Annotated in this window: 16 protein-coding genes; 1 reads left to right on the top strand and 15 read right to left on the bottom strand. The window is 64.8% G+C overall.

All coding sequences use genetic code 11. The features are described 5' to 3' along the window. Positions 1 to 40: 40 nt before the first annotated feature. On the top strand, positions 41 to 7,654 hold the full coding sequence (locus NUU27_RS01380; RefSeq protein WP_257760251.1) for a LysM peptidoglycan-binding domain-containing protein: 7,614 nt from the start codon (positions 41 to 43) through the stop codon (positions 7,652 to 7,654). Between the two features lie 18 nt (positions 7,655 to 7,672). Here the strand turns inward: NUU27_RS01380 and NUU27_RS01375 are convergent, their stop codons facing one another. The 15 genes from NUU27_RS01375 to NUU27_RS01305 all read right to left on the bottom strand — a co-directional run bounded on the left by NUU27_RS01375 (position 7,673) and on the right by NUU27_RS01305 (position 21,985). Then, entirely contained in the window at positions 7,673 to 10,783 is a 3,111-nt protein-coding gene (locus NUU27_RS01375) for a LysM peptidoglycan-binding domain-containing protein (protein WP_257760250.1), read from the bottom strand. 170 nt (positions 10,784 to 10,953) lie between these two features. Next, positions 10,954 to 11,487 (bottom strand): hypothetical protein, encoded by a 534-nt coding sequence (locus NUU27_RS01370; RefSeq protein ID WP_257760249.1) that lies wholly within the window; start codon positions 11,485 to 11,487, stop codon positions 10,954 to 10,956. After that, positions 11,484 to 11,903 (bottom strand): hypothetical protein, encoded by a 420-nt coding sequence (locus tag NUU27_RS01365; protein ID WP_257760248.1) that lies wholly within the window; start codon positions 11,901 to 11,903, stop codon positions 11,484 to 11,486. Before NUU27_RS01365 ends, NUU27_RS01370 begins: the two co-directional genes overlap by 4 nt. A gap of 23 nt (positions 11,904 to 11,926) precedes the next feature. After that, positions 11,927 to 12,469 (bottom strand): rod-binding protein, encoded by a 543-nt coding sequence (locus NUU27_RS01360; RefSeq protein WP_257760247.1) that lies wholly within the window; start codon positions 12,467 to 12,469, stop codon positions 11,927 to 11,929. A gap of 66 nt (positions 12,470 to 12,535) precedes the next feature. Beyond that, entirely contained in the window at positions 12,536 to 12,880 is a 345-nt protein-coding gene (locus NUU27_RS01355) for a hypothetical protein (RefSeq protein WP_257760246.1), read from the bottom strand. 54 nt (positions 12,881 to 12,934) lie between these two features. Further along, the gene (fliR, locus tag NUU27_RS01350) at positions 12,935 to 13,678 is read right to left on the bottom strand and encodes a flagellar biosynthetic protein FliR (RefSeq protein ID WP_257760245.1); all 744 of its coding nucleotides are present in this window, start codon (positions 13,676 to 13,678) and stop codon (positions 12,935 to 12,937) included. Positions 13,679 to 13,695: 17 nt separating this feature from the next. After that, positions 13,696 to 15,783 (bottom strand): flagellar biosynthesis protein FlhA, encoded by a 2,088-nt coding sequence (gene flhA, locus NUU27_RS01345; protein WP_257760244.1) that lies wholly within the window; start codon positions 15,781 to 15,783, stop codon positions 13,696 to 13,698. 85 nt (positions 15,784 to 15,868) lie between these two features. Further along, entirely contained in the window at positions 15,869 to 16,135 is a 267-nt protein-coding gene (fliQ, locus tag NUU27_RS01340; RefSeq protein WP_257760243.1) for a flagellar biosynthesis protein FliQ, read from the bottom strand. Positions 16,136 to 16,141: 6 nt separating this feature from the next. Further along, positions 16,142 to 16,537: a flagellar hook assembly protein FlgD gene (gene flgD / locus NUU27_RS01335; protein ID WP_257760242.1), complete on the bottom strand. Its 396-nt coding sequence runs from the start codon at positions 16,535 to 16,537 to the stop codon at positions 16,142 to 16,144. 4 nt (positions 16,538 to 16,541) lie between these two features. Continuing rightward, complete coding sequence (gene flbT, locus NUU27_RS01330; RefSeq protein WP_257760241.1) at positions 16,542 to 16,991, bottom strand: flagellar biosynthesis repressor FlbT; 450 nt, start codon at positions 16,989 to 16,991, stop codon at positions 16,542 to 16,544. Then, entirely contained in the window at positions 16,988 to 17,335 is a 348-nt protein-coding gene (flaF, locus tag NUU27_RS01325) for a flagellar biosynthesis regulator FlaF (protein ID WP_257760240.1), read from the bottom strand. Before flaF ends, flbT begins: the two co-directional genes overlap by 4 nt. Positions 17,336 to 17,379: 44 nt before the next feature. Further along, positions 17,380 to 18,429, bottom strand: a complete 1,050-nt coding sequence (locus NUU27_RS01320; RefSeq protein ID WP_257760239.1) for a flagellar hook-associated family protein — start codon at positions 18,427 to 18,429, stop codon at positions 17,380 to 17,382. Between the two features lie 12 nt (positions 18,430 to 18,441). Next, a complete protein-coding gene (gene flgK / locus NUU27_RS01315) occupies positions 18,442 to 19,902 on the bottom strand; it encodes a flagellar hook-associated protein FlgK (protein WP_257760238.1) in 1,461 nt (486 codons plus the stop codon). A 36-nt stretch (positions 19,903 to 19,938) separates the two neighbouring features. Next, the gene (locus tag NUU27_RS01310; protein ID WP_257760237.1) at positions 19,939 to 21,195 is read right to left on the bottom strand and encodes a flagellar hook protein FlgE; all 1,257 of its coding nucleotides are present in this window, start codon (positions 21,193 to 21,195) and stop codon (positions 19,939 to 19,941) included. A gap of 115 nt (positions 21,196 to 21,310) precedes the next feature. Then, the gene (locus NUU27_RS01305; protein WP_257760236.1) at positions 21,311 to 21,985 is read right to left on the bottom strand and encodes a response regulator transcription factor; all 675 of its coding nucleotides are present in this window, start codon (positions 21,983 to 21,985) and stop codon (positions 21,311 to 21,313) included. Positions 21,986 to 22,104 lie beyond the last annotated feature (119 nt).

Here is a 22,104-nt window from a genome sequence, read left to right as displayed (position 1 = left end):
ACGGCAGTTGCCTGATGGATTCGTGTTTGGAGATTGAGCCATGGCCCTGCGCCCGATTCTTCTTTCGCCGCCACCTCCGAGGATCACGCCCAAGAGCGGCGTCGAGCAGGTCGCCGATCTGAGAACGGAAGCCCAGACGCTGCGCAACAACATCAGGCTTGCCAACAAGATGGGCGAGCATGATGCGGTGTCGCAGATGCAGCGGCAGCTTGCACTCGTCAACGCGCAGCTGGCCCGGCTGGAGACCGCGCAGCAGCAGGATCCGGCTTCCTCCACGTCCGCCTCGCCGACCCAGGCCCGCCCCGTGGTGCTGACATCGTCGAACACGGACGGGACGAACGGCGCGCCGGTGTTTTCGCTCGCCAACGGCAACACGTCCGGCGGGACCGACCTGTCGTTCACGCCGGTGCGGTACGATCTTCCGACGGACGCGGCCGGCGAGCCGCAAGATGATGCGGCGACGGCCCAGGCGGAAGACATTTTCGATGATATCGCGGCGGGCAAGAGCATCGATCTCATCGCGGCCGAGCGCAACATGACGCGGGACCAGGTGATCGCGCAGCTCGAAGCCGGCGGATACGAGGTCAGGACCACCGAACCCACGAGCGACAATGGCGACGTGCGGACGACGGAGGTCGAAGACGCCGACGCCGGCGAGACCGTCACGGAATATTACGATTTCCAGCACGGCGCATACTACACCACCGTCGAGGGGGACGAGGGCGAGACGTCGTCGCCGCTTCGCGACGAGCGCGGCTGGACGGTCGAGGAGACCTACGACGCCGAGACCGGGATCAACACCGCCCGCTACGAGGACGACCTCGGCTCGGGAACGGTGGTGGAGCGGACCGAGCTGCCGAACGGCGTGGTGATCGAAGAGACGACCGAGGCGGACGGCAGCACCAGCACGGTGGTGAAGACGCCCGACGGCGAGGAAACCACCCTTGCCGAAGGCCAGGACCCGACGCGCGAGGGGGTCGACGACATCGTCGACGCGGTGCAGGACGGCAAAAGCATCGAGGAGATCGCCGCGGAAGAGGGACTGACGAAGGACCAGGTGATCGCGCAGCTTGCCGCCGCCGGGCTCGACGTGAGGACCTGGGAGCCGACCAGCGACAATGGCGACGTGCGCGGGACTGAGATCGTCGATGCGGCCACCGACCAGGTGATCTCCGCCCACTACCATGATTACCATCACGACGCCGTCACCGTTCAATATGTGGACGCCGACGGCAACGAGGTCAGCAGGACCGAATATGCCGACGGCAAGGTGAGCGAGACGGTCACAGACAAGGACGGGCGCAAGACCACGACGATCACCGAGCCCGTGAACGACGGGGAACCGGTCGAGCACGAGGTCAAGGACAATGAAAGCCTGACCGAGATCGCCGAGGAATATGGCGTCACCCTTGACGACATAAGGGCGCAGAACCCGCAGTTCTTCGAGAACGGGCGCGATCCGGACATCATCCACGAGGGCGAAACGGTCGTCGTCGAGGATGGAACGAAGACCACGGTGATGGTGACCTTCAACGGCCATACGCTGACGACCGCTCCGGACGGCAGCATGACGCTGACCAACCACGAGGACGGTACGGAGATCGAGATCAAAGCGGGCAGCGTGGAGGAGGCACTGGCCAGAACGCTGCTTGCGGCGAATCCCGAGAGCAGCGATCCGGCGACCGCCAAGGAAGGCGAAATCGTCGTCGCGGCGGTCACGGGGCTGCTGGCCGGGCAGAGCTACGAGGAGTTGCTGGCGGCTGCCGGCGAACGCCAGGGGGAAACGCAGGCGGCCATCGAACAATATGGCCTCGGACCCAAGGCCGAGCCATATGTGGAGGTTGATGAGAACGGCAATCAGGTCATCAATTTCCAGGGCCAGCCTCCGGCGGGAACCGCGCCCTCGGGCGGGGCGTGGGTGCCGGTCAAGGTCGATGGCGTCTGGCACTGGGTCGATCCGGAAGTGGCCAAGGCGATCTATGCCGAAAACACCGCGCTCGGCCGTCTGACCGAGGCACAGGCGCGGTTCGACGTGCTTCAGGCGCAGCTCGACGTGTGGGCGTTGGATCCTGCCTATGAGGGCGCGATGGACAACGCCGCCGCGACCATCGACGAGGCGCTCGGCCGGCATGGCCTGCGCTGGGTGAGACCCGAGCCGGAAGGCTCGCTCGAAGACGCCAGAAACCGGTTGAGCGAGGCCAATGGCAACCTGGAGGACGCAAGCGGTGCCCTCGAAGCCTACGAGAATGCCGAAGCTCTTCTCGATCAGGCGATCGACAAGCAGGGCAGTTTGCCTCTCCTTTCCGATCCCAATACGCCCACCGCGAGTGCCATCGGCAGCGAGGCGCCGAACCGCCATGTGGAATACGCGGAAGGCCTCGCCAAGCATGCCGAGGTCACGTCCCTGTTCTACCAGGCCGACTATCAGCGCACCAACGGCGATAAGCTGTCGATGGACTACACGGTCAGCCGGCTGGAGGATCTGCTTGCACAGACCGAGGAGGGCTCCAACGCGCATACGGAACTGACGACTGCGCTCGAACAGGCCAGGGAACTTCAAGAGGCCCTCGGCGGCCAGCTCGAGATCGCCGAAGCCTATGCGAATTTCTACGACGCGCGAAGCAATCTTGCCGACCTCGAGGCGCAGGCCGAAGACATCGAGCAGCGCGTCCTTGCCGAATACAACAGCGAGCACGAATTCCTGTTCGAGGAAGGCAAGAAGCACCGAACGGTCGGCGGAGACTATCTCGGCACATATGACCATCAGGAGGTCGTGACGCGCGACGGGCAGCTCTGGGTCATCAACCATTTCAGCGACGGGAAGACCGAGCAGCAGCTCACCTATTCGCTGACGGAGGAGAACGTCAACGACGACTACCGCGATCGGCCGCTCAATCAGGAATGGCAAGCGCTCGCCTCGGGGCAGATCGACACGACGATGTGCACCAACAGCAGGCTGGAGGGACTGAAGTCGGCCGAACTCGTCGCCGGTAGGGAGCTCAACCAGACCCTGGCAGAGCAACTCGGCGTGTCGATCGAAAACCTCGACGAACAGATCGGCCAGCTTCAGGAAGAGCTGGAGAAGCTCAACAAGCCGGCGAACTACATGGCGGCGCCGGAACTGCCGGAGGGCGTCGAGCCCGTCAAGATCGATGTCGGCGGGCAGGAGGTCTATGTCTCCCCGGAAGTTGCCGAGCGCTATGACGAAATAGGCCTCGATGCGCTGGCGGAAAGCGATCAGCCGGTGCGTATCCAGATCGACACCGATGGCGACGGTACGGCCGAGTGGCATTGGGTGAGCGCAGAACTTGCCTATGCGGCCACCGCGCTGAAGGTGGCCCAGGAGCAGAAGGCAGGGGCGGAGGACACCAGGAGCAGCGCCGAGGCCGCCGCCAACTGGTATGATTTCCAGCTCAGCCAGCCGCTCAAGCTCCGCGACGACGCCGAAACGGATGAATACAACGCCCGCCTCCAGGATGCCTATCTCGAGGAGCATGAGGGGCAGATGCTGGACGAACGGGTTCAGCCGCAGGTGCAGGCGCTCTACGAACAGGGCTATAACGATCCGAGAGCGCTGAGCGGCAGCAATGTCGATCAGCAGATCGCCGGGGCGTTGAACATGAACGCTGCCAGCGAAGACGGAGCCGAGGCCCTCGAGAAGGTGAAGGACGAGATCCGGGACGTCGGCGGTGACGACGCCGACTTCCGCATCGTGCCGGTCTTCTATGTCGATGAAGCGGTCGGCATGCAGCAGACGGCGCTGTTTGCGGTTGAGGACGGTGACGGCAAGACCTGGTACATCGATGCCACCGGCAAGAAGTTCGACAGCGTCGAGGATTTCCAGGACAACAATCAGCAGTTCCAGGAAAGCGGCAAGCTGATCCTGCCGACGGACCTGCGCTTCCAGCCGGGAGAGAACGGCGAGTTCTCCCTCGACGTGGTCCAGGCGCGCAATGTTTCCACCTGGGACAAGGTGGTCGACCCGATCATCGGCATCGGCTCGGGGCTGGCCGGTCTTGCCGCCCTCATACCGACGCCCGCCAGCCCGTTTCTCGCCGGTGCGGCCTATGCCGGCGCCGCATATCTCGGCGCCAAGACCGCGTACAACCAGTACAATCACATTCAGCACGGCGGCGAGTGGAACGATTCGCAGTCCGTGATGAACGGGCTGATGATCACCACGGTTGTCCTGCCCGGCGTTTCGAGCGGGTTGCGAACGATCGGGATGACCGGTCGCACGCTGGCGACGGGGGAAAGGATCGGATTGGGAAGAGCCTTCCTGTCGAGCATCGGCGCCGTCAAGCCGAACACGCCGCTGGCCGAGTTCGCCGGCAATTACATGCGGCATCCGGGCGTCCTCAACCGCCTTGCGCGGGGCGCCGACTGGACCGCGGTCGGGACGGGCGCGCCGCTCATGGCGGCTTCGGTTCACGACCTTGCCGTCTATGGCGACCAGATGTCGGGCCTCGAGCGGGCCAATGCGCTGGTCGGCCTCGGGACGGGGCTTATCGGAACCACGCTCGGCAGCCGCGCCCTGGTCGCCACGCGGCCGGTCAAGCCGTCCTCGGACGGCAACACGATCGCGTTGATGGCGCCAGGCGGCGAGATGCTCAATGCGAGCATACTCGGCAACCCTCCGAAGAACGCCAGCAAGGTCTACGTGCCTGCCGACTGGGGGCGGACCGTGCACGGCGATGCCCCGGGAACCGCGGGCAAGACCCACATTGCGGTTCGCGATCCCGATACGGGGGAAATCGTCGTCGTTCCCTGGATCCGCGGCGCTTCGCAAGAGCATCAGCCGACCCCGGCGGGCACGCGAAACGGCCCCGATATCGAGCAGGCGCGTGCGTTGTCGGAGGACGACATCCGTTCACTGACCGACAACGACATCGCGCTGATCGGCGACGATGTCTTCTCCGTTTTCAGCTCGACGCAGATCGGTGCGTTCACCGCGACGCAGGTCAAGCAGTTCACGCGCGGGCAGATCAGGGGGATTTCCGCCGACAAGATCGGCAGTCTCGACGTCGGCGCGTTGCGGCCGGAGCAGGTTCCCTGGATGACGCGTGAGCAGGTGTCCGGGCTCACCGGAAACCAGCTTCGTGACATGAGTAATGCCGGGCTGCAGGCGCATTTCACCAAGCCGCAGCTCAGGGCGGTGTCGGCCGACAACATCCGGCATCTCGACGTCTCCGGCCTGACCTCGCGGCAAGTGCCCTGGCTGACCAACGACCAGACTGCGGCCATCACCGGCCGCCAGTTGCGGGACATGGGCAAGCAGGGCCTGCAGGCTCATTTCACCAAGGGGCAGATCGAAAGCATCCCGACCACGAACATCAGGCAGCTCGATGTCGGCGGCCTGAAGGCAAAGCAGGTGCCGTGGCTGACCGGCGATCAGATCGGCAGCCTCTCCGCGGCCCAATGGCGGGATCTTGGCACGGCCGGTCTGCAGGGGCACCTCACCAGGGGTCAGGTCCGCAGCATTCCCGAAAAGTCCATCAGGCATGTGGATGTCGGCGGCTTCAGCAAAAAGCAGGTCCGCTGGCTGACCGACGGGCAGGTGGGAAAGCTCACCTTGTCGCAGTTGAACAGCCTCGGCGAGAACGGCCTCTTCAGACGTCTCAGCCAGAGCCAGATCGCCAGTATTTCGGGCGAGAACATGAAGCGGCTCGATCTGCCGACAGTGCTGGACAAGAAGCAGATTCCCTGGCTGACGCGCGCGCAGGTGCAGCGGCTGACCGGCGAGCAGCTCGAAGCGCTCTGCACCGCCGGGCTGATGAACCAGTTCACGGAGAACCAGCTCAGCGCCATTCCCGATCGTCGGATAAAACATATCGATATGGAGGCGCTGAAGGCGGAGCAGATGCCCTGGCTCACGACCGCTCAGGTGGCGAAGCTCACGGACGGGCAGATGAAGCAGCTCAGCGACGCCCAGCTCAAGGCCCTGACGCGCGAGCAGGTGGAGGCTCTTCGTTCCGAGCAGCAGGATGCCCTGACGCCCGAGCAGCGGAAACTGATCGACCTCGACTATGCACGCAACCTCAGCACCGACGATATCGCCGGTCTTTCGGTCGCCGATTGGGAGGGGCTGGGCACGGCGCAGATGCAGATGCTCGAGGGCGACCAGTTGCGGGCCATCCCCCTGAACCGGATCAAGCATGTCCGGATCGAAGCGCTCAAGCCCGAACAGCTTGCCGAGTTCACGCCTGAGCAGGTGGCGAAGTTCACGGCGCAGCAGATGGCGTCGCTTTCCCTCGAACAACTGGCTGCGTTCACGAAACCGCAGTCGGACGTGCTGAAGCCGATCCAGACCTCGCTGCTGAAGGGGGATCAGGTTGGTGCGATCAACGGATACACGGCACCGCCGCAGCTGCGCCGTGCGTTGGCGGCCATGCGTGCCAACGGCTACGATACCCTGCTGATGACGGGAACGGCCACCGGCGTGCTCACGGCCGTATGGCCGGCCCTTCCGGAAAACGTCAGGGTCCATCTGAACGCCGGAGGCTTCTTCGTGCGTGGGGCGAGCATCATCATCAAGGACATCTTTCCCAACGCAACGGCGGCGGACACCCGTCTGGGCAGGGTGCTGCGGGCCGTCGACGTGATCACCTTCATCCCCAACATGGCAAATGGCAACCGGACCATCATCAGCGAGTTCCAGACCGGCGCCTATCTGGACATGACCGACGGGGTCACGTTCAACCTGGCGAATTGGTGGTACAGCGCCAAGAGCCTCAAGGAAGTGGCGACCGGCCGCAAGGCGTTCCCGTGGATCGACAAACCGGCCCTGTCCCTCTACCTGGGGGGCAGCCTCTATTACTCGGGCAAGGTCGGCTATGACCTGTCCATAGGGAAATACAACCGCGACCCCGAGCTGCTGAACGCTGCCGACGGCCCGTTCCCGGTCGTTTCCGATTTCCTGAGCAACATTCAAGGTGGAATGGACTCCACATCGGCCGTGCTGTTCACAGCCGGCTCCTACTATCTGCTGCGCCAGGCCTATAAGCCTGCCGCTCCCGGTTCGAAGATGCCGCGCATCGTCGACGGTGTCGCCTTCGGCGGAGGCCTGTTGCTGTTCGGCCTGTCGACCTGGGCGACGGTGCAGGCCGACAGCGCCAACGCAGGCGATGCGAAGGACGGCGTGGGGCCGGACGAAACCGCGCCCGGTGAGATCCCGCCGGAGGAAACGCCGCCCGAGCCGCCCGAACAGGAGCCCCGCCCGCAACTGGTGGTCACGGCGCCCGACGGTCTGAACCTGCGGGAGGCGCCGGCGAGCAACGCCGAACGGCAGACGACGCTGCGGCCCGGCTCGTTCGTTCAGGAGACCGGCGAGCGGGTCACCGACGAGACGGGCAACGAGTGGGTGCCGGTGTCGGGCTATGGCTGGGACGGGCAGCACTACGAGGGCTGGGTCTCGGGATCCCACCTCTCGCTGCACGAGGCGGGCGCGCAGGACGAGAGCGGCCGGTACAACCCCGAGCTCGAACGGCAAGGCTACGATTGGGTCGTCGTGCGGGACGGCCAGAGCATCGGCAGCATCGCCCGCGACCGGGCGGCGGACGTGGCCGACACGGTCGTGCTGAACATGGAGCATATCCAGGTTCCCGACCTGGTCTTTGCCGGCGACCGGGTCTATCTCCCGCAAGCCGTCGGCTGAAGCGCGTTTCCTCCTGGCTCACGCAAGGGCGGAGATGCCGAGTTCGCTCAGCACGACGTCGATCTGCGCGGCTGAGGACGGGGTCGCGTTGCCGGCCTCGATCCGGCTCGCCGTGCTCGTATAGCGGGCACGACCGGTGCCGGTGTCGTTGAGGCGCTCCGGATCGGTGTAATTCGCGTCGGAAGACGCCGTCTGTTCGAGCTGCGAGGCATCGCCGTCGAAGCTGTCCGCCGTGTGATGGAGATTGTCCCGCAGGGCCTCCAACTGCTCCTTGGGGATCGCGTTCAGCCAGTCGATGAATTGCTGCCGGTCACCTGCCTGTTCGAGATCGTAGCCCTTGAGCTCGGCGTAGCGCATCAGCAGCGGAACCGGGCTGTGGCCGTCGCCGCTCTGGTCGGTCAGGGCGTCGGCGGCCGCTTCCGACAGTCCCGAATGCTCCAGGAAGCGCATCGCCGTGTCCGTCTCGAACTTGGTGCTTTCCCTGTGGTCGCTGACGATCATCTGCGCGCCGACCGCGAGGCCGACGATGATCAGGCCGGCGGGGCCGAAAGCCGTTCCCGTGCCGAGCGCAGCCATGACGCCGCCGCCCGCGGCGACGGCCGACAGGCTTCCCATCAGCGGATCGCCCGCCCTGAAGGCATCGACCGCGTTCCACGCGTCAAAGCCGGCGCCGAGAACACCGAGAAACTTCACGGCCGGCCGGCTGCTGCTGCCGAAATGCTGCGCCGCCTGCGACTGCGGGTTGATGCGCTCCATCCCCGAAAGGATTTCCACGGACCTTTGGGCAATGCCCGACGCATCGATGACGATCTTGAGGTTGTTTTTCAGGCTCGGATCTTCCGAGGCGATCCGGGTCGAATTCATGAGGCTCGCGCCGGTGGCGGCGAGGCCGATGGTGCGCAGCAATTGTCCTGGAACGGTGGTGTTGCTGAACGACTTGACGCCACCGCTTCCCTGCAGGTCGTTGAGCTCGCTGTTGAGGCGCGCCATCTTGCGGGCGGCATCGGCGGGCGTATCCCCAACCTCCGGCAAGGACCGCTCCACGGCGTCGATCGCCTTGCTGAGATCGCTGTCCGTGATGCCCAGAAGCTGGGCCGTCCTGCTGTTGCGGAAGTTCTCCAGCGCGGTCCTTGCCTGGGCGATGCTGTTCGCATCCCCGGTGCTGAGCTCGCTGAAGGAGGGTAGGATCTGGTGGCGCAGGATCTGCGTCATCGCCTCCTCGGCCAGCTTGCGGCCGCGGTCGGTGAGACGGGCCTTGCTTCCGAGGAAATTCAGGGTGCTCGGATTGGCGAGAAGCTCCGGATCCGTCTGCATGGCCACCTGCATCGCCATGACCGCTTTCGGGTCTTCGAGTATCTCCGCGATGAGTGCGTCGGCGGCGGGCTGATCGCCGGACATCTCCGGAGGCAGGTCCGACAATTGCGTCAGCTGCTCCAGCAGCAACGCGCCGCTCTCGGCGACCTCACGTTCAAGGTTCTGTTCGGTTTCCTGCCACCCGGCGCCCTTCTCGGCCTTGTAGTCCTCGATCGCCTGGGCAAGCTGCTCGGGCGTCATCGTGCCGCCGTGGTTCTGGATGAGCCATTGCAGCTCTTGCATGTGCTGGCTGTAGGCGTCCACGTCTGCGCCGACCTGGCTGTGGAACTGGCGGACGCCCGGATCGATCTCGGCGCCGAAGAGACCCGATCCATTGCCCCATTCGGTGGCCAGCGCCATCGGATAGTCCAGACCGGAGCCGGAACTCACGGCGTTCATGATGGCGTCCCGCGAATAGAAGTCCATCGCCGCAAAGTCGCTGATGACGGCTTCGCTGCCTGGGCTCCCGGCGATGCGGTCGACGATCGTCAGCATGTCGGCCGTGCCGTTCGGTCCCAGCATCGATGAGCCGGCTTCGCTTTGGTAGACCTGGTTGCCGGCCTCGATGTCGGGCATCGCCGCCTCCAGCAGATCGACGGCGAGCCCCTGCTGTGCGCCATCCGTCAGTTGTTCGAGCCTTGCGAATGTCTGCGCGGCGGGAGCCTGCAGATCCTGCGAGGGGTCGTATCCGTCGAGCGGCTCCGTGGCCCATTCGGCGGCCTGCTCGACAAGCGATCGCGCATCCGCGGACTGGTCGAGGGCCGCCTGCACTTGCGGCGCCGCCGACGCGTAGCCTTCGTTGAGGAGGCGAAACGCCTCATCCGGGCTGCCCGCCGCATTCGCCTCGTCGACGATGCTGCGTGCCGCCGCATCGACGTCCGGACCAGAGTGGGTGGAGGGGCGCAGCTCGATGCCGGCTTGCCTCGCGGCCTGCTCGATCGCCATGGAGGCGGGACCGGCGTCGCGCCAGTCGTGATCGTAAAGCCGCTGCAATGCCGAGCCGCGCTCACTCTCGGGCAGGCCTTCCAGATACGCCTCGATGCGGCCCGCCATAGACGTCACCGCGCCGTCGAAGTCGATCGCTGCCGGGTCGTCGGCATATTCGAGTTCGTTGCCGAGGCCGTAGAGCTCGCTTGCGAAGGCGCCTTCCTCGGTGTCGTGAAGCCCGCGTTCGGCGATTGCCGCCTCGATCCTGTGCCCGACGGGGCCGGCATCCACCCAGTCCGCCTGAACGAGCCGCAATGCCGCTGCCTGCCGTTCATCGGCCGGCAGGCTGTCCAGATAGGCACCGACGTCGTCCTGGATGGCCTGGCCCTCGGCCTCGTAATCGATCACGGAAGGATCGTCGGCATATTCCAGCTCATTGCCCCGGTCGTAGAGATCGGAGAGAAACGCCGCTTCGCCTTGCGGAATGTCGCCAGGCCCCACTGGACCTGCAGCCACCAGTTCCGCCGAGGCGCGCGGCAGGAAGATGATCTCGCCGGGGTGAATGAGGTTGCCGTTGCCGTCGACGTTGCCCTGGTTGGCGGCCAGGAGCGCCTCGAGGGAAACCTGGTTCTCCGCGGCGATCTCGGTCAGGCTGTCGCCGTTCTCCACGACGGCAAGCCGCTCGTCGATGGGGTCCAGCGTACCCTCGCCGCCGGCCTCTTCCCGCTCGCGCAGAGCGGCCGCGATCTCCTCGCGGAACTGCGAAGACAGTTGCTCGGGAAGGGACGTGGCGCGTGTCCCGTCGGCGTTGTAACGCTGCGTCGCATTCGGATCGATGCGGTAGGACATCGGCGCCTCCGTCCAGTGCGGGGTGGGTCAGCGTTACGCTTTCGGTGCCGATGGTATATTTTTGCCGTGACAGAATATCACGTGAAGTTTTTGTGAAACTTTTTTGTCAAAGAGAGAATAATCTGATTTTATTGCCGAAATGAACTTTCGGATTATTTGTTACTCTGATCCTAATGCCCGCCGCCCTTGGGCTCGCTCCGCGCGGGCTCCGTCGACGGCAGCCGGCGCTGCGGCGTGTTGGCACGGATCTCCGATTTCGACAGATAGTCCGCCTGCTCGATGAAGACGTCGTGGACGAGCTTGCTGCCCACCCGCGCGTTGATCGCCTCCCTGAGGCCATCGCGGAACGCGCCGACGTCGAACCCGCCGACGTCGAACCCGCCGGCCCTGGAATAATCGATCAGAGGATTGGCGTAGAGATAGGAATAGATCTCGTCGACCAGCACGACGCTCACCGGCATGGTGAGCGCTTTCAGCTTCTTCGAATCGATCGAATAGGACAGGCGGGTGAGGAAATAGCCGTCGACATCTCCGTCCCTGACCACGGGAACGGAGATCATGTCGGTGCTGATGTGGTCCAGCCCGCCGAAGAAGGCGGGCGGAGGAGCGGCGCTGCTCCTGGCCTGTGAAAACTGGAACGAATAGAGCACCGTGCCGACGGACACGGCGCAGATCCAGATGGCGGCCAGGATGAACTTGATCATGCGGGTGAAGCCTGGCCGAACTCGCGTTCCGAATAGGTGCCGTCGGTCTGCACCCGCTCGATCGCATCCTGCAGCAGGTTGGCCACCTCGCCGACGGCGCTCATATGGGCCTTGATGGTGGCTTCGTTGGCGGCGAGCTTGTTGCGCAGCCGCACCAGTGCATCGCGATGGGCGGCTGCCAGCCCCGCCTCATCGGTGCTCTTGAGCGCCTTGCTCAACTCGTACAGATGCCGGCTCTTGCGGGTGTTCGACGCCTTGATGTCGAAACGCGGATCGCTGCGGATCGCTGCGGTCTCCGCGTCGATCGTCTCCTCGATGCGTCGCATGATGGCAAGGGCGCTGGCGCCGCCGTGATGGCCGGCATTCTGCCTGACGGCAGTGTCGTCGGGTTTCGCAATGGTCGTGAGATCATACATGGGCTGGTTCCGTCTTTGGGCGTTCAGCTCTTCTCGTCCTTGTGGACGGAGCCGACGCCGATACCCAGGGTTCTTGCCGCCTGCCGTTCGATTTCGTTGACGAGGGCGGAGGAGAGAAGGGCGCGCTTGCCGGCCTCTTGCTGCTCCGGCGTGGAGGAAATCGCGCCGATCGGCACCTTCTTGTCATTCTCCAAGGTGTGGTCGCTCAAGACCCGGCGAGCGATGCCGAGCCCGCCTTGCTCGGCGAGCGTCTCGCTGAGCTGCTGAGCCATCATCGACCGCCACATGTCGCCGGCGAGCCCTTCGCCGTAGACCGAGCTCGTTTCCTCGGGCAGCAGCGACTGCAGAAAGTTCTGCAGCACCATCGCTTCGAACCTCGTTTCGGTGTCCGGGCGTGCGGTCCCGGCGGCGCGGGCGGCTTGCGTCGCCGTCGCGTCGACGGTGGCGGAAAAGTCCTTGCCGGCGGCGGCGTGTGCCTGCAGTCGCGCTCGGGCTGCCGCGGCCTTGGCCGGATCAGCGGCGCGCGCCACGCTCAGAACAATGTCGCCGGGGGGCGATATCGCCAAGGCGTCCTCCCTGGTGTTGGTCTGTTATCGTGACGATCATTCTTTCAAAGCAAGCTTGTGGGAGGCTTAAGTCCCGGATGCCTTGCCGCGCTGGATGAGCTCGAGCCTTTCCTTGTCCGCCAGGTCACGCTCCTCCGCGCTTGCCGCCTCGCGGTAGGCCCGCGCCAACGCGCTGGTACGGGCATCGGCGGTAACGGCTTTCCTGGCTTCCGCCTGGGCGTTTTCGGCGCTGGCGCGGCTGCGCTGCAACGCATCGGCGATGCGGCGATGGTAGATCTCCGGAAAAAGCGCCGACATGGCCTCGCCCGCATCGATCCTTGCGGTGATCTCCTCGGCCTCGCTGCTGGCCGAGGCGGCCTGCGCCAGGTGTCCGGCATGCCGGGCCTGGTGGTAGTCCGTGAGGTGCTGCATGACCTTCACCAGTTTCCCCAGCCTCTGCCGCTTATCGCTCGACATCATCACCCCTCATCGACCGGCGAAAATCGGCAAGAAGCCGTCGGCAAACAGGCCGAGCAGCGAGCCTATCGCGAAATAGAGGAGGATCAGGCCGCCGGCGATGACGAAGGGCAGCGAGATGAAGTAGACGGGGATCTGCGGCGTCAGCTTGTTGACGAAGCCGATCGCCAGATTGACCAGTATGGCATAGGCGATGAACGGGCTGCCCAGGCGAATCATGACGAAGAAGGCGTCCGACAGCGTGTCCGTGACGTCGGTGAGAGCCGATTGCGGGTCGAACAGGCTTTCGACGGGCACCAGCCGGTAGGACGCCACGAGGGCGCGGATGATCTCGTGATGGAAGTCCATGACGAAGAGGAGCATCAGCGCCGAGAAGGAGATGATCGCGCCGAGCGCCGGCTGCGGCTCCTGCTCCTCGATGGCCGTGCCGCCGGCCATGCCGAAGCCGGTCAACATCGCCGTCGCCGCGCCGATGAACTGCAGCGCCAGCACATAAAAGCGTGCAACAAGGCCGATCAGGGCGCCGATGGCGAGTTCCGATGCGATCAGGACGAGCAGAGGCCCGGGCCTCGTCGAGACGTGCGGCGTTATCGCATCCCAAAGATGCGCCAGGAGCGCCAGAGATGCCGCCACCGCCACGAACAGCCTGACCTGCAGAGGCACCCGGACGCTGGAAAGGCCCGGCATGACGAGGAAGCAGCCGCCAATGCGGCAGAAGGCCAGGAAGGCGGCGAGGAGCGGGGTTTCCAGCATCCCAGGCGCGTCCGGGGTCAGGAGATCGAACCCAGCACGCTGAGCTCGACACCCTTGGCGATCTCCACGTGGCTGAGCACCGGAAGGGTCGGAAACAGCCGCTCGATGATCATGCGCACATAGGGGCGGGCTTCCGGTGCGGTGACGAGCACGAAGCGCTCGCCGGCATCGAGATGCCGACGGATCGCCTTGCCCGCATCCTGCCCGAATTCCTCGAGCTGGCGCGGATCGATGTCGAATTCGCGGATCTCGCCCTTGGCGTCGCGCTTCAGGCTCTGATGGAAAGCCAGGTCCCAGCGGCCGCCGAGGCGCAGAACCTTGAGCACGCTGCCTTCCGTCAGGTCGCCGCAGATCTGCTGCGCCATGCGGATGCGCACATGTTCGACGATCTGCTCGGTGCGCCGGATGTGCGGCGCGATTTCGGCGATCGCCTCGATGATCAGGTGCAGGTTGCGGATCGAGACGCGCTCGGCAAGCAGCAGCTTCAGGACGGCCTGCAGGCCGGGATAGGTGATGTGCGAGGAGCAGATCTCGTCGGCGAGCTTGCGGTACTCGGGATCGAGGCGCTCGATCAGCACCTTCATGTCCTTGTAGGAGAGGAGCTGCGGGAGGTTGTTGCGGATCACCTCGCTCAGATGCGTCAGCAGCACGGACATGTTGTCGGCGAAGGGAAACTGCTCGCGCTTCAAATCGTCGGCGAACATCTCCGGCACCGAATAGGCGCGCATGCCGAAGGCGGGCTCCTTCACCTCCTCGCCCGGCATGTCCGGCTGGCGGTTGGCGCCGACGAGGACCATCAACTCGCCGACGCGCATCTGGTGTTCGGCCACCACTGTGCCGTGGATCTTGATCTGGTAGCTCTTCGGCGGGATGGAATAGTCGTCGGTGAGCCGCACCTCCGGCACGACAAAGCCGTACTGGGCGGCGAATTTCTTGCGCATCTTGCCCATGCGGTAGGCGAGTTCCTGATGCGAGGCGAGCAGGCGCGTGGAAAGCTGCTTGCCGATCAGAAGCTCTATCTCGGCGGTCTTGAGCGAGGATTTGACCGAGTTCCTCTCCTCTTCCTCAAGGTTCATCTGCTGCTGCCGCACGACCTCGTTGGCCTTTTCCTGGCGCTGCCTGGCGCGCCGCGGAAGCATGTAGCCGACCGTCGCCATGATGGTGGCGAGGACAGTGAACGGGATGAAGGGCAGGCCGGGCATCACACCGAGAAGCACGAGCAGCATCGCCGCCACGAACAGCGCGCGCGGATAGGCGCTCAGCTGCCCGAACACGGCCTGGTCGGCCGAGCCGCGGGTGCCGCCCTTGGAGACCAGCAGGCCGGCGGCGAGCGAGACGATCAGCGCCGGGATTTGCGAGACGAGGCCGTCGCCGACCGACAGCTTGGTGAACACGTCCGCCGCCTCGCCGATGTTCATGTCGTGTCGGGCATAGCCGATGGCGATGCCGCCGACGATGTTGATGGCGGTGATGAGCAGGCCGGCAATGGCGTCGCCGCGCACGAATTTCGAGGCGCCGTCCATGGCACCGAAGAACGAGCTTTCCTCTTCCAGCTCGGCGCGGCGGCGCTGGGCCTCCTTGTCGTCGATGGTGCCGGCGGACAGGTCGGCGTCGATCGACATCTGCTTGCCCGGGATCGCATCGAGGGTGAAGCGCGCGCCGACCTCGGCGATGCGGGTCGAGCCCTTGGTGATGACGACGAAGTTCACCACCACGAGGATCATGAAGACGATCAGGCCGATGACGAAGTCGCCGCTCATGACGAGGCGGGAGAAGCCGCCGATGACATAGCCGGCCGCGTTAGCGCCCTGGTGACCCTCCGACAGGATGACACGGGTGGTCGCGATGTTGAGCGACAGCCGCAGCATGGTGGCGATGAGCAGGATGGTCGGGAAAGAGGAGAAGTCGAGCGGCCGCTGGATCCACAGCGCCACCATCAGGATGAGGACGGAAAGGGCGATCGAGAAGGCGAGCCCGACATCGATCAGGAATGGCGGGATCGGCAGGAAAAGGACCGCCAGGATGACGACGATGCCCACGGCAAAGCCGATGTCGCGGCCGTGCTTGCGGCTTTCGTTGCCGGTGATCGCTTCGCTTAAAGCCATGCTGCCTTCCACTCGTTGCGGCGTTGGCACGCCCGGCGGGAAAGCTAGCGTCTCAAGCTTGCGCGAGGGCGGAGGCCGGAAGGGTTCAGAACCCGTCTTCGACGCGCTGGAAGATCACGGTCGTGAAGGAGGAGATCTGCGAGGCGACGAAGGGCGCGGAGAAGGCGACGACGATCAGGATGGCGACGATCTTCGGAACGAAGGTGAGGGTGATCTCCTGGACCTGGGTCAGGGCCTGGACGAGCGCGATGCCGACGCCGACGAGCATCGCCGCGGCGACCGCCGGGCTCGAGGCGACGAGGACGGTCCAGATCGCGTATTGGACGATGTCGAGAGCGTCGGCTTCATTCATGGGAGGTCAGCGGATCACCACGCCCGGGCCGACCGGAATCTTGTCGCCGCTCTCCAGCACCGCCATCACGCCGTCGCTATAGAGCCGCACCTCGGCCACCTTGCCGGTGATCGAGCCGTCGGCGGAGGTGATCTCGCGGCCGACCAGGCTGCCGGCCTGCGCCAGCGCCGAAGCCTGCAGGATCTGGTCGAGCTTCGTGTTGATCTGCACCGATTGCTCGACCTGCGAGAAAGTGGCGAGCTGGGCAACGTAGTCCGTCGATTCCATCGGGCTCGTCGGATCCTGATTCTTCATTTCCGCCACCAGCAGGCGCAGGAACGACTGGTAGTCGACGGTCTGCGGCGCGGCTGTCGCCGCCGTCTGGTTCTGCGTCTGCGTAGCGGTCGCGGAAGGCACGTTCATCGGCTTACTCCGTGGCGGCCATGGCAGCGACGGCGGATACGGGATCCTGGCTGCCTTGCCCGGCCTGTTTCATGATCTCTTCTTCGAGCGGGTAGAGGGAGCGGATCTCCTTCAGCGCCTCATAGACCTGGCCGTTGCCGACCAGCTGGTCGATCTGCTTCAACCCGCTGCGGATGCGTTCGCTGCTGAAATTATCCAGAAGACGCGGCAGGAGCTCGCCGAAGAGCTTTCGCGCGCCCTCGGCGTTGTCCGGCGTCATCAGCATGATCTGCACGGTGAAATAGAGCTGGCGCAGCGGCGTGCGCGCATCCTCTGCCTGCAGGACGTGATTCTCCAGCAGGAACTGCACGGTGTTCAGGAATTCCAGCGTGACCTTGCGATCGGCCCTGATCACCGCACCGTTGACGTAGATCTTCTCGTTGGCCTTGAGGGAGATTTTAAGGGTGCTCATCATTGGATGCCGTCGCGGATGATCTGCGACACCTCGATCAGCCCGTCGAAGTTCTGCGAGCGTCCCTGGCGCACTTCCTCACCCTCGCGCATCAACCAAAGGCCGATCGAAATCAGGTTGGCCCGCAACTCCTTGGGCAGCTCGTTCTCCGGGTTGCCGAGATCCTGGATGAACGCCGTCCAGACGCGGATCATGAAATGGATCGCCTCCACCGCCTCCTGCGACTGCACGCCTCGTTCACGGGCGGCAATCAGCAGATCGATCGAGCGGGACAGAACCTGTTGCTCGCGGTCCTTGGCGTCGGCGAGCGAGTCGGTCTGAACTTCGCTGTAGGAGAACTGATACATGGGCTTTCCGTTCGTTTGCCTCTAGGGTCAGGACCTGGCACTGCTTAGCGTAGGTAGTTGAGGAGGCTGAGTTGCTGCAGCCGGGCCGTCAACGCATAGGACGCGTCGAGTTGGGCCATCAGGTCGTTGACCCTGGTGGCGGCCTCGTAGGGATCGATGCCCTCCGTTTTCTTGATGAAGCTCTTGAACAGATCGATCTGCGAGGAGACGCGCGCGCTGGCATCCTCGATGCGGTTTTCGGCGATGCCTGCCTCGGCCTGTGCGTTGGCGATATCGGCCACGGCTTCGCCGACCAGCGTCAGCGCCTTGGCATACACCGCTTCGCGCGCTTCATCGCTGAGCGGGCCCTGCAGGAGATCCGAAATGGTGGCGGCTGCCATGGCGAGCTTGCGCAGGCCGATTTCATTGGCGGTCACCGACGTCTCGGCCGTCTCGTTCAGGGCGATGCGGCTGGTGATCTTCTGGTCGGACGCACTCGACCAGTTCGTCTGCCAGCCGGCGCCGAGGAACTGCGGCTCGACATGGTTTGCGAGGAAATCGTCCATGTCGGCGGCGCTGATGCCGGCTGCGGCCGGGTCGGTCTGGGCGAAGCCGAATTTCGCCAGGAACGCAGCGTCGAAGGCCGCCCTGGCCGGGGAGGCCGGGTCGCTGAAATCGGCGACGGGCTTCACATCCGTATTGATGCCGGCGAACAGGTATTCGCCGTTGAGATTGGTGTTGAGCACGCCGGTCATCGTCTTGAGGACCCGTTCGGCTTCAGAGCGGGCGATGGCCACCTGGTCGACACCGGAGTTCGAGGCGGTCAGCGAGGCCAGCAAGCTCTGCCCGATGTCGCCGATCTGCGTCATGGCGTTCTGCGTCGCCTTCAGGCGGTTCGCGGCGATCGTGTTGGCGTCGATCAGGCCGGTGAGGCGGTCGATGTCACGGCTCATCGACAGGTTGCGCCCCGAATGCGCGCCGAGCGCGACGCCCGGATCGGCCACCCGGCCGGTCTGCGCCTCCTTCGTCCGCTCGGCGAGCTCGGCCTGCATGCGCATCACCTGGTAGCGCAGCGTTTGCGACATCGCGAATGAGGAGATGAAGGAGGTTTTCATGCCGGCGCTCTCCTATCGCGTGGCCTGCAGGAGCGTGGCCAGCATTTCGTCGACCACGGAGATGATGCGCGCCGAGGCTTCATAGGCATGCTCCAGATCGAGCAGCAGGGCCATTTCCTCGTCGACGTTGACGCCGGTGATGTTGGACAGGGCGGCCGCCGTCCGCGTGACGAGCGCTTCCTTGCCCTCCGAACCGCTGTCGGCCTGCTTGCGCTGGCTTTCCAGCCAACCGACCGTATCGAAGGCGAAGGCAGCGACGCTGCGCGAGGTGTCGAGGCCGGCCGCCGGATCGAAGTTCATCGGCTCCTCGAGGCGCTGGGAATAAGCGAGCAGCAGGTCCGAGAAAGACGCGGCACCGCCGGCGTTGCGCGCATAGGCGGCGCCGTTTGCACCGCCGTCGCGCAGCAGCGCGGCATTGCCGCCGGCGGCCGGGTCCATCGCGGCGTTGACGCGGATCGAAGCGGCCAGTCCGTTGACGATCGTGCCGTCCGGCGGAAGGGAGGGCCCTCCCGCCCAGGTGAAGAGGCCGGCGGCATCTGCAAGCGTTCCGCTCGGGTCGGTCTCGGCAAAGGCGGCAATCATGCCGCGAGCCACCTCGTCGAGCTGGTTCTGCAGCCGCAGCGCGACGTCGTCGCGCAGTTGCAGCGTCGCGGCGATCGAGCCGCTTGCGGTGGTGTTGCCGCCGATACCCGGCGCCAGGGGCACGCCGTCGATATAGACCGCGTTGCCGGTGGTGCCGGGGCCGTAAGCGGTGTTGGGAGTGAAGGTCACCGGCCGGGCGATGGTTTCAAACAGCGTTGCGCCGTCGCCGGTGATGATCACCATGTCGTTACCCGAACGGGTGGTGGTCGAGATCGCGACGTATTCGGAGATCTGCTTCAGCAACGCATCGCGGCGATCGAGGGCGTCGGAGACGTCGCGGCCGCTGCGCGTCCCGTTGACGACCTCGGTGTTGACGACCTCGAACTCGGCCAGCAGCCGGTTCAGACTGTCGACCGCGGTCGCGATCTGCCGGTCCGCGTCGGCGCGGAAGGTCTGGATGGCGCCGGCGCCGTCGTTCAGCGAGCGAACCACCTGGTGCGCGGCCTGGATCGCGCCTTCCGCCAGCGTCGGGTTGGACGGCGTGGAGGCATAAAGCTGCAGCGCCGTCTGCAATTTGCTGATGGCCGTCGCCGGTGCCGTGGCGTTGTCGTTGCCGTTGATCGTCAACTGAAGGCTGTTGAGCCCGTCGGAGAGCGTCTTCTGGCCCTGCCAGGAGGAAATGGCGAAGAGGTTCTGCCGGAAAAGAACCTCGTTTGCCGCCCTCTCGATCTTGGCGACGCGCGCGCCCGCCAGCGTGCTGCTGAGGACCGCGCTGCGGCGGGCATAATCCGGATTCGATGCCTCGGAGACGTTCCGCGACAGGACGGATGTCTGCCGCGACGTGTTGAACAACGCCGTCTGCGCGATACTGAGTGCGGAGGTCAGTGACATTTACTCTTTTCCATTCCCGTTGTTCAGGGACGCCGGCTATCGTTTCAGGTTGACGAGAAGCTCCATCAGGTCGGAACCGGTCTGGAAGACCTTCGAATTGGCCGTGTAGTTGCGCTGGGCCTCGATCATGTCGGTGAGCTCCTGGGCGATGTCGACGTTCGAGCTCTCGAGCGCACCGGAGACGACCTTGCCCATGCCGCCTTCGCCCGGGAAACCGAGCTGGACGCCGCCGGAATCGGCGCTCTCGGAGAACACGTTCCCGGTGATGACTTGGAGCCGGTCGGGGCTCTGAACGTCGGCGATCGGGATGCGGTAGAGCGCGCGCATGGAGCCGTCGGCATATTGCGCATAGATCGTGCCGTCGGCACCGATCTCGACGCTGTCGATCGAATAGGGGGCGCTGCCGTCGACGTTGCCGGTCACTGTGAAGCCTGTGTCGAGCTGTGTCACGCTGGACAGATCGAGGGTCAGCGCATCGCCGCCGGGCACCGTCAGGGTGATGTCGGTGGGGCTTGTGCCATCGAGCTTGCCGTTGGCGGGGTCGAAGGTCAGCGTGGTGGTGGCCAGGGCCGGGTTGGCGTAAGGGAACGAGGTGTTGGGAGCCGCATCGGCGCGATCGTAGACGGCGACTTCCCAGGTGTCGGGGCCGGTCTTCGTCATGTAGACGTCGAGCAGCTTCTTTCCGCCCAGATTGTCGTAGGCGACGAGCGAGGTCTTGTGCGAGTAGGTGGCGGTGGCCGCATTCGCCGAAGGCAGGTCGGCGGCGGCAACGGCGGTTCCGCTGGACGGCAGATTGGCGGTCAGAGTGCCGTTGCGCGACGGCGTGGCAACCAGCTCCGACTGTGCGATCACCACCGCCTCGAGCCCTGCATAGCCGTTGGCGGTCACGGCCGGAACGCCGCTGGCGTAGCTGTATCCCATCAGCTTGTAGCCCGCGGCGTTGACCAGCTCGCCCTCGGCGTTGGGCACGAACGAGCCGGCGCGGGTGAGGAAAGGTTGGCCGCTCGAATCCTGGACGACGAAGAAGCCGCCGCCCTCGATGGCAAGATCCGTGCCGGAGGTCGTGTATTGCAGCGGGCCCGATTGGGAGATGGCGTAGCGGATCGAGGTGGTCACACCGCCGGAATTATAGGAGCCGCCGGAGGACGGCAGGACAAGGGAGGAGAACTCCGCCTGTGCCCGCTTGTAACCGTTGGTGCTTGAATTGGCGATGTTGTCGGCAACGGCGGACAGCCGGTTGGATTGCGCTGCCATGCCGGACACGCCTGTCCGCATCATTCCATATAGGCCCATCGGGATGTCTCCTCGTGTCTACGCCGATCACACGCACATTACGAATTGTGACTTGCGCGAAACTGGCCAGAGGGACGGGAAAGGGCACTGCGCCCGTCGGAAGGTGGAAGGCGGGTCAGTCGCCCGCCAGCCGGTATCCCAGGTAACGTTTGGAATCGATGGGGTCGAAGCCGAGCTTTTCGCGCAGCTTCTTGCGCAGCTTGCTGATGTGGCTCTCGACCACGTTCTCCTCGACGTCCTCGTCGAAGATGCCGTAGATGGCGTTGAAGATCTGCGTCTTGGTCACCCGGCGCGTCGGATTGCTCGCCAGATATTCGAGGATGCGCCGCTCGCGGCGCGGCAGCGGCAGCGTCTCCCCGCCGATTTCCGGGTCGCGTCCGTCGAAGTAGATGCGCATCGTGCCGACCTGGGCATGGGTCATCGTGTCCTGCTGCGCCCGCCGGCGTATGGCGGTGATGCGCGCCAGGATCTCGCGGATGTGCACCGGCTTGCGGACCACGTCGTCGACACCCCATTCGAAGAGGCGAAGGGTGTCGTCGAGGGAGTTGCGTTCGCTGAGTGCGATCAGGGGAGCCGGCGAGCGCTCGCGGATGCGCTGGGCTGAGACGTCTCCTTCTTCGCATTGGCCGAGAAGGAAGGCGCTCACCGCCTTCAACTCGTCTTCGGCGACGGTCTCGACCCATTCGCCGAAATCGCGGGGTGCGAAACCCGCGCTGGCCACCCCCTCTCTGTTGAACAGTGAGTGATAGCCTTCCGTTACCAACTCACGTTCGTCGATCACGACAATCACCGGCCCGCCCTCCGAATCACTTTATGTGTCAAGTGGTAACCGGTCAGGCGAATCACGCACAACCATAATTTTTATAATTTTTAACGAATTCCAAACGAGCGGCCCCGAACACCCCGGAA

The sequence above is a fragment of the Nitratireductor sp. ZSWI3 genome (genome assembly GCF_024655565.1).
Taxonomy (GTDB): Bacteria; Pseudomonadota; Alphaproteobacteria; order Rhizobiales; family Rhizobiaceae; genus Nitratireductor.
The sequence above is the reverse complement of the archived record's forward strand: the minus strand, read 5'-3'. Positions and strand labels throughout refer to the sequence as shown.

Bases quoted from the DNA above. Each gene is read 5' to 3' on its own strand.
- fliR (WP_257760245.1), bottom strand. From the start codon at position 13,678: ATGCTGGAAACCCCGCTCCTCGCCGCCTTCCTGGCCTTCTGCCGCATT.
- NUU27_RS01370 (WP_257760249.1), bottom strand. From the start codon at position 11,487: ATGATCAAGTTCATCCTGGCCGCCATCTGGATCTGCGCCGTGTCCGTC.
- NUU27_RS01355 (WP_257760246.1), bottom strand. From the start codon at position 12,880: ATGCAGCACCTCACGGACTACCACCAGGCCCGGCATGCCGGACACCTG.
- flgD (WP_257760242.1), bottom strand. From the start codon at position 16,537: ATGAACGTGCCTTCCGCGACCGCTACGCAGACGCAGAACCAGACGGCG.
- flhA (WP_257760244.1), bottom strand. From the start codon at position 15,783: ATGGCTTTAAGCGAAGCGATCACCGGCAACGAAAGCCGCAAGCACGGC.
- fliQ (WP_257760243.1), bottom strand. From the start codon at position 16,135: ATGAATGAAGCCGACGCTCTCGACATCGTCCAATACGCGATCTGGACC.
- NUU27_RS01365 (WP_257760248.1), bottom strand. From the start codon at position 11,903: ATGTATGATCTCACGACCATTGCGAAACCCGACGACACTGCCGTCAGG.
- NUU27_RS01320 (WP_257760239.1), bottom strand. From the start codon at position 18,429: ATGAAAACCTCCTTCATCTCCTCATTCGCGATGTCGCAAACGCTGCGC.
- flaF (WP_257760240.1), bottom strand. From the start codon at position 17,335: ATGTATCAGTTCTCCTACAGCGAAGTTCAGACCGACTCGCTCGCCGAC.
- flgK (WP_257760238.1), bottom strand. From the start codon at position 19,902: ATGTCACTGACCTCCGCACTCAGTATCGCGCAGACGGCGTTGTTCAAC.
- flbT (WP_257760241.1), bottom strand. From the start codon at position 16,991: ATGATGAGCACCCTTAAAATCTCCCTCAAGGCCAACGAGAAGATCTAC.
- NUU27_RS01310 (WP_257760237.1), bottom strand. From the start codon at position 21,195: ATGGGCCTATATGGAATGATGCGGACAGGCGTGTCCGGCATGGCAGCG.
- NUU27_RS01380 (WP_257760251.1), top strand. From the start codon at position 41: ATGGCCCTGCGCCCGATTCTTCTTTCGCCGCCACCTCCGAGGATCACG.
- NUU27_RS01375 (WP_257760250.1), bottom strand. From the start codon at position 10,783: ATGTCCTACCGCATCGATCCGAATGCGACGCAGCGTTACAACGCCGAC.